The sequence below is a fragment of the Streptococcus infantis genome (assembly GCF_015546995.1).
GTDB classification, from domain to species: Bacteria; Bacillota; Bacilli; order Lactobacillales; family Streptococcaceae; genus Streptococcus; species Streptococcus infantis_J.
Genome location: NZ_JADMUH010000021.1, coordinates 22445 through 28820, shown reverse-complemented (window position 1 = coordinate 28820; position 6376 = coordinate 22445). Strand labels below are relative to the sequence as shown.

General features: G+C 35.1%; 8 protein-coding genes and 1 pseudogene. All 9 read left to right on the top strand.

The window, feature by feature from the left end:
* On the top strand, positions 1-457 hold a 457-nt coding region (locus I1J71_RS07340; protein WP_195184279.1), incomplete at its 5' end, for a CPBP family intramembrane glutamic endopeptidase.
* Between the two features lie 88 nt (positions 458-545).
* Positions 546-1037, top strand: a complete 492-nt coding sequence (locus tag I1J71_RS07335; protein WP_075567530.1) for a phosphoribosylanthranilate isomerase — start codon at positions 546-548, stop codon at positions 1035-1037.
* A 261-nt stretch (positions 1038-1298) separates the two neighbouring features.
* Positions 1299-2105 carry an alpha/beta hydrolase gene (locus I1J71_RS07330; RefSeq protein WP_195184278.1) on the top strand — a complete coding sequence of 269 codons (807 nt, stop codon included), beginning with the start codon at positions 1299-1301 and terminating at the stop codon, positions 2103-2105.
* A gap of 11 nt (positions 2106-2116) precedes the next feature.
* A pseudogene (locus tag I1J71_RS07325) lies at positions 2117-2947 on the top strand (ADP-ribosylglycohydrolase family protein); the annotation flags it as partial.
* 842 nt (positions 2948-3789) lie between these two features.
* Positions 3790-4356, top strand: a complete 567-nt coding sequence (locus tag I1J71_RS07320; RefSeq protein WP_195184277.1) for a hypothetical protein — start codon at positions 3790-3792, stop codon at positions 4354-4356.
* Between the two features lie 105 nt (positions 4357-4461).
* The gene (locus tag I1J71_RS07315; protein ID WP_195184276.1) at positions 4462-4704 is read left to right on the top strand and encodes a phosphohydrolase; all 243 of its coding nucleotides are present in this window, start codon (positions 4462-4464) and stop codon (positions 4702-4704) included.
* Positions 4705-4803: 99 nt separating this feature from the next.
* Positions 4804-5229, top strand: a complete 426-nt coding sequence (locus I1J71_RS07310) for a hypothetical protein (RefSeq protein WP_195184275.1) — start codon at positions 4804-4806, stop codon at positions 5227-5229.
* A gap of 62 nt (positions 5230-5291) precedes the next feature.
* Positions 5292-5699, top strand: coding sequence for a hypothetical protein (locus I1J71_RS07305; protein WP_195184274.1), 408 nt, complete (start codon positions 5292-5294; stop codon positions 5697-5699).
* Between the two features lie 270 nt (positions 5700-5969).
* Positions 5970-6356 carry a hypothetical protein gene (locus I1J71_RS07300; RefSeq protein ID WP_195184273.1) on the top strand — a complete coding sequence of 129 codons (387 nt, stop codon included), beginning with the start codon at positions 5970-5972 and terminating at the stop codon, positions 6354-6356.
* Positions 6357-6376 lie beyond the last annotated feature (20 nt).

The following is a 6376-nucleotide window of genomic DNA, read 5'->3' as shown; positions in this document are numbered from 1 at the left end:
CTTAGAATTAAACGGAGTATCAATTTATCTAATGCCGCTATTCTTTATACAATTAATTTTTTTTGGTGGTGGACATGAAGAATTAGGATGGAGAGGTATATTACAACCGTTACTTGATAAAAAATATACTTATTGGCAATCTAATTTGATTGTAGGATCAATTTGGGGGATTTGGCATCTGCCTTTATGGCTTATAGTTGGAGAAAGCCATAAAGGATTTCCTTTTATTTTATTTTTTATATATACATTATTTTTAAGTTTCGTTTTAGGGCTTCTTTATCGTCAAACCCAATCAGTGGGTTACTGTATATTATTTCATGCGTTCGCAAATTTGTTAAATCTCTATTTTGTGTTAAAAATTAATCTTATTTTTATTATCATTTTTATTGGTTATTTGATTTATACGATATTGGCGAGTAATAGAATTAGTAAGGAAAAGAATTTATATCCAAAATAACTGGAGATACTCTAGAAAATGAAGATGATTTTGTTCAAGGTAATAAAGAAGAAATAATGAAGATTTATATGAAAGGTTTAGAGTAAACATGAGTCTCTTATTTGAAGAATTTAAAACCATTTGTTTCCATTTAAATCGAGTCGGAATTACACCGACACTGATGGGTTCTTTGGGATTGGAGTTTAGAACGAAAGAAAATTGGGGGCCGTCTGACATTGACATTCATGTACCTGGTGACCCTAGAGGTTGGGAAGCACCTGACCATCTCAGAATTTATGACTGGGAAAAGATAATGAAAGTGATGAAAGACTTAGGCTACGTCTTAATAGATATTCATGAGCATGAATTCCAAAAGGATAGAGAGAGTGTTGAATTTGGAAGTATCGATTCCTTATTCGATTTTGCAGGAGTTTCGGAATCGGATATAGAGCTTATTCACATTGAAGGCATCACTTTTCGTCTTCCAAGTCTGGAGCAGTATCTAAGTATTTACAAAGCTTCTTCTCAAGACTCCTATCGAAATGAACAAAATAACAATAAGGATTTTAAAAAGATCGAGTGGCTGGAAAAACATTTGTAAATTATCATATGAAAAGTAGTAAGTTGTAAGACTGGCTGCTATGTTATTTTTATTTGTTATTTGATTTATACGATATTGGCTAGTAATAGAATTAGTAAGGAAAAGGATTTTAAAATTTAGATCAGGATACCCATTATTAAAGGTAACATTCTATCTAGATAATCGATGTTAGAGATTGTCTGTTTAAAGTGGTATCACAGCTTGTTTAAACAGATTAAACAAAGATGTAGCTAGGAATGTCTTACAGTAAGGAGTTTAAATATGAAATTCCATGAATTTGGTGATAAGAATTTGCCTTCTATCTTGCTGATACATGGCGGTGGCAGTTCTTGGTGGAATTATCTTTGTCAAGCACGGATCTTGTCAGAAGAATACCGTGTCATTCTACCCACCTTGAATGGCCACGGCGAAGAATATCAACTTGATTATATTTCTACTGAAGATTCTGCTTTGGAGATTCTAGACTATATCAAAGCAAACTGTGGTGGGAAATTGTTTGCGATTGGTGGCGTTTCACTTGGTGGTCAAATTGCTATGGAGCTTTTGTCCTTAGATAGCAATATAGCTGAGAAGGCCATCATAGACGGAAGCCTCTGTATTCCTCAACCAGGGTTAGCTAAAATCAGCATCTTTCTAGTATCTCTATTTGGTAAACTGATGTTCAGTAAATTTTCTTGTGAACTTCAATTAAGCATGATGAACAAACTCTATCCTAAACTGGCTTATCCAGAGGAAATAAAAGCTTATTATTTGGAGGATCTGCCAAGGACGCCTATCAAAACATTAGTGACTATTTACAAAACCTATATGGAGCGTTACAAGCTGAAGGACACGATTTCTGCTAGTAAGGCGCAGGTTCTGTATATCTACGGTGAAAAAGAATTGAACTGTGTGAAAGCATCGGCAAAATTATTTCAACAAATACATCAAAACACGATCTTGTATGAAGCTAAGGGCTATAACCACGGCTATTTATCAGCTTATCTACCTCAAGAGTGGATTGATTTGGTAGAGCCGTTTTTAAAGAGCGATTCATTGGAAATGTGTAATGAATCTGATATATCATAAGGAGGAATCTGATGCTAGGAGCAATAGTTGGAGACATTGTAGGTTCTGTTTATGAATGGAACAACATTAAAACGAAAGACTTCCCTTTATTTCGTGATGATTGTTTTTTCACAGATGATACGGTTATGACCTGTGCCGTTGCAGAAGCAATCATGAACGGCGGTCAAAAGGATAACTTTATTGATGCCATGAAAAAATATGGTAGGATGTATCCCGATGCTGGTTATGGTGCTAGGTTTGATGCATGGATTCATAGCAATGACCGCTCCCCTTATAATAGCTTTGGCAATGGCTCTGCCATGCGTGTTTCTCCATGTGCTTGGGTCATGGATTGTAGTTTCTGTGCACGAACGGGAGCCTGGCCGTCCAGAAGAGCTCTCGCACGACTTTCTGCAGAGGTGACTCATAACCATCCAGAAGGGGTCAAAGGAGCTATGGCAACGTCTGATGCTATCTTTATGTGCCGTAATTTCCTTGGTGGTGATGGAAGCGATAACCCTGCGGAGATTAAAAGATGCATCAAGGAACATATCGAGAAAGAGTATGGATATGACCTTTCTAAAACGTTAGATGAAATTCGTCCTACGTATCGATTCAATGAAACTTGCCAGGATACCGTTCCTCAGGCGATTGTTGTTTTTCTGGAGAGTACAGATTTTGAAGACGCAATTCGAAATGCGATTTCTCTTGGTGGGGACAGCGACACTCTTGCCGCAATCACAGGAAGTATCGCCGAAGCAGCCTATGGAATTCCTGAGTGGATCACAAACAAGGTTTATACCTATTTAGATGAGCCCTTGAATGATGTCTTAAAAAGATGGAGAAAGCATATGATAAATAATATAGAAGTTTTTTTTGAAATAAATCCTGATACACCACGAAGCACAAAAAATGAGGAAAGAAATTATAATTGGAATAAAAGAATTAAAAAAGCACATGAGCAATCCAAAATTGCCCCAATACAATATAGTCAAGTACTTGCATATGTAAATGAGTTTTTAATCTGTTTGGAAGCGGAAGATAGTGGCGTAAGTAAAAAGGAAAAGCAAAATTCGATAATTTTAGATGGTAGGGAGCAAACTATTATCAATAACGGAATAATAGCTAAGGAATGCAAATGGACTGTACCAGTTTGGGATAAAACCGTGAAAAAATATTCAGTATGGGAAAATAAATATAGCAAAATCAAGGAAAAATTTGGATTAAGTCATACGAAAAATATTATATGGTTAAAATTTACACAGAAAGGTTATTTAGGAGTTGTTGCAAAAGGAATGGACATAAATTTTTTTAATGACAATACTTCAGGAAAATTGGTCAATGCAGTTAATGATAAGTGGGATGAATCTTTTGTTTTAATTTTTCCGCTGACCGATTCTATTTTATATAAGAGAGACACAGGGGAAATCGAGAGAGCAATTGGAAATTATCTTATATCAAAAGGTGTTCCTATAATTGATTTTTACTCACATAATTACTGATAGATAATTCTCAGTTTGTCGAGATAATACTTTTTAACAATAGCGACAACTTATCGTTAAAAAGTTTGGTGTATGTTTGCATACGCTAAGACCAAAATCTGCAATTTTAGGGAAATTCAATTCATATTGAGGCGGTATCACTACTTGCAGGAGCTGAGAAGTAAATTTGCGTAGCGTTGTAAAGTTTAGACGGAGGGTTATCGATGGTTATATTGGAATTGTATCAAGGTGATTATCAAAAGGATTTAGTCGCGTTTGATTCTTTAGAAGAGGGAAGAGCCTTTGTCGCTCAAATTCCAGGGTATACTCTAGAAAACGAAGATGGGTTTGAAGTGGAGTATGTGAATCCTAAACACTTGCCGGATTATATGGAAATTGTCTTCAATGGAAATATTGTCCCTTTATCTAGATTTTCGTTTGAACCTGAAGAAAATGTCGAGATTATTTGGAAAGAAATTTCGAATCTATCCGAACCAAACGATAAAGTGATTGAAGGAGCTACAAAAGTCGACGCGTATGTCGTGAATAACGATGAAGTCAAAGCTTATATCAATTCAAGAGAAGCAAACTTCCGCAAGGCAAAAGCTTTCTTAGAAAGCAAAGAGTACGAAGTCGACAGAAGCTTTTTCGGAAGTGAAGACGGTGAAGCGATTCTCTACAGAAAACGCGACACCGAAGATTGGCACTTCTTATGCCACTTAGACTCGCTGTTTGTAGAGATTGAAGATGTCGAAGAATATGTGAAAGAAGCGATGGAAGATATTCAATAGTCAAACAAAGTTCTTTGTGAGTGTATGCCACTGCTTGAGTAGACGGATTGAGCAGTAAAGAGAAACATCTAGCACTATCTAGCTTCTTAAGGAGAAATATCTATCATGAAAATGGAAATCGGGAAAACCTATCTTGTAAAAAAAGATATTTTCAGTTTAAAAAAAGATGAACTTTGGACCTTAGTTGACAAGGGTTATCAGGCTTATTTTGGTGAACATAATTTCGTATTTGTCAATGATGAGAAAGTGAAGGTATTTGCAGTTTTACAAGATAGTTCAGAAGAAGATATGCGAATCTACCATCATCTTGATGACTATCTTGAAGAAGTCGCTCATGAGAATTTCTGAAGAAGGTGAGCTGCAAATTGAAAATGCTCGCTTTTAAAAGGTTTACTGAAATATTTTTGTGGGAAATCATAATTTTTAATATATTTAGTGAGAAAGATAATGGATAAAGAATTTTATATGACACCAAATTCTGAAGAAAGCAATCTTGTCCTGAAACAGGCTTTGAAAGAACTAATCGAAGATATGTACGAAAAGAATATAATATCAGGTTTGTTAGAGGATGATATAGATAGTCAATCCTTTGAGGATTTTGTTCTTTCTTTAAGGGATAAACTTAAAGAATGCTATCCTAAAACTAAGCTCAGACGAATGATGAAGAGTATCCATTATGCGAATGGTTTTGAAGATAAATCTTTAAAAGAAAGTGCTTTTCTCTTGGATGAGATTGAACAGTATCTTAGTAGCAATCGCTTTCTTGATCATGATCAAGCGGTCAAGTATTTTAATGATAGAATTACTGCTGATGGCTTTGAAATCAATCCCCAATCTCTAGTTTTAATCATGATTGAAAGTTTGCATAGCTGAGAGAAGCTGTATAGGATATTGAGAAAATATGCGTAATGATAATAAAAGAGAAAGGTATAGCTATGTCTTATGATTTAGTAGTATTTGAGAAATCAATCGCACCAGCTAGTAAAGCTGAATTTTTAGATTGGTATGAGGAGCAAGTGGAGTGGAAGGAAGACCACGATTATGATTCAATTGAAGTTAGTTCAAGCAAACTAAAAAGTTGGTTTCTGGACATGATAAAACTATTTCCTCCTATGAATGGTGACTTTGATATGGATGATGTTTTAGAGAATGACCAAGAGCTGGAAAGTCGTTTTACTGACTATAGTATTGGTAAGAATCTTATCTATGCAGGATTTGCATGGTCACAAGCAGAAACAGCCTATAATACAATGCTCATGTTAGCCTTAAAACATGATGTGGGATTTTTTGATGTCAGTGGTACTGGGGCAATTATCCTATCTGAAACTATCAAGTTAGATTAAAAGATGAGCCAGGTTAGTTCTTAGGAGATTTTATGATTTCCATAGCTTCCTAGCATATGTATTTAATAACCCTTTTACAGGGAATTAATTTTGAGATAGACGTCCTTACAGTAGCTATTCCGATTATCAAAAAGATCTAGACTGAAACTAGGGTGAAAGCCATCTGGTTCAGTCTTTTTTTCTGTTTATGTAGTATAATATAAGATGTAGGTATTTTATTTTTTAATAGTTTTTTCCAAGAACGATAATTTATCTAGAAAGAGAAAAAATATGAAGCAATCACTTGAATTTTTAAGAGAAAGAATCACCGATAAGATGCCCTTAGAGGAAATGGTAGCAATCTTTGAAGACTTGTGCCGTGAGCCTATTGAGGATGAGATGATTTTATTTGAAACAGGGACGTTTACAACTATATCTGATAAGCCAATGTTTCAACTATCGTTGGTAAGGCAAGCCCCAAATGAAGATGAAGAGTTTTATCAAGTTCACCTCGATATTTTCTATGAAGCATGTCAAGAGAATGAAATATTTCATGAATCGATTTGGGATGAAGATTTAGAGGAAAATATCTTTGATTACATTAGAGCTTCAGAGGTGTTTGCCTACGCTAAAGAGCAGAAGTATTTAGCAGTCAAAATATATATGGACCAAACTTGAGATGGTTAGTTAAAGTAAGA

Coding starts and splice junctions, on each gene's coding strand:
- I1J71_RS07310 (WP_195184275.1), top strand. CDS start 4,804: ATGGATAAAGAATTTTATATGACACCAAATTCTGAAGAAAGCAATCTT.
- I1J71_RS07330 (WP_195184278.1), top strand. CDS start 1,299: ATGAAATTCCATGAATTTGGTGATAAGAATTTGCCTTCTATCTTGCTG.
- I1J71_RS07300 (WP_195184273.1), top strand. CDS start 5,970: ATGAAGCAATCACTTGAATTTTTAAGAGAAAGAATCACCGATAAGATG.
- I1J71_RS07315 (WP_195184276.1), top strand. CDS start 4,462: ATGAAAATGGAAATCGGGAAAACCTATCTTGTAAAAAAAGATATTTTC.
- I1J71_RS07335 (WP_075567530.1), top strand. CDS start 546: ATGAGTCTCTTATTTGAAGAATTTAAAACCATTTGTTTCCATTTAAAT.
- I1J71_RS07305 (WP_195184274.1), top strand. CDS start 5,292: ATGTCTTATGATTTAGTAGTATTTGAGAAATCAATCGCACCAGCTAGT.
- I1J71_RS07320 (WP_195184277.1), top strand. CDS start 3,790: ATGGTTATATTGGAATTGTATCAAGGTGATTATCAAAAGGATTTAGTC.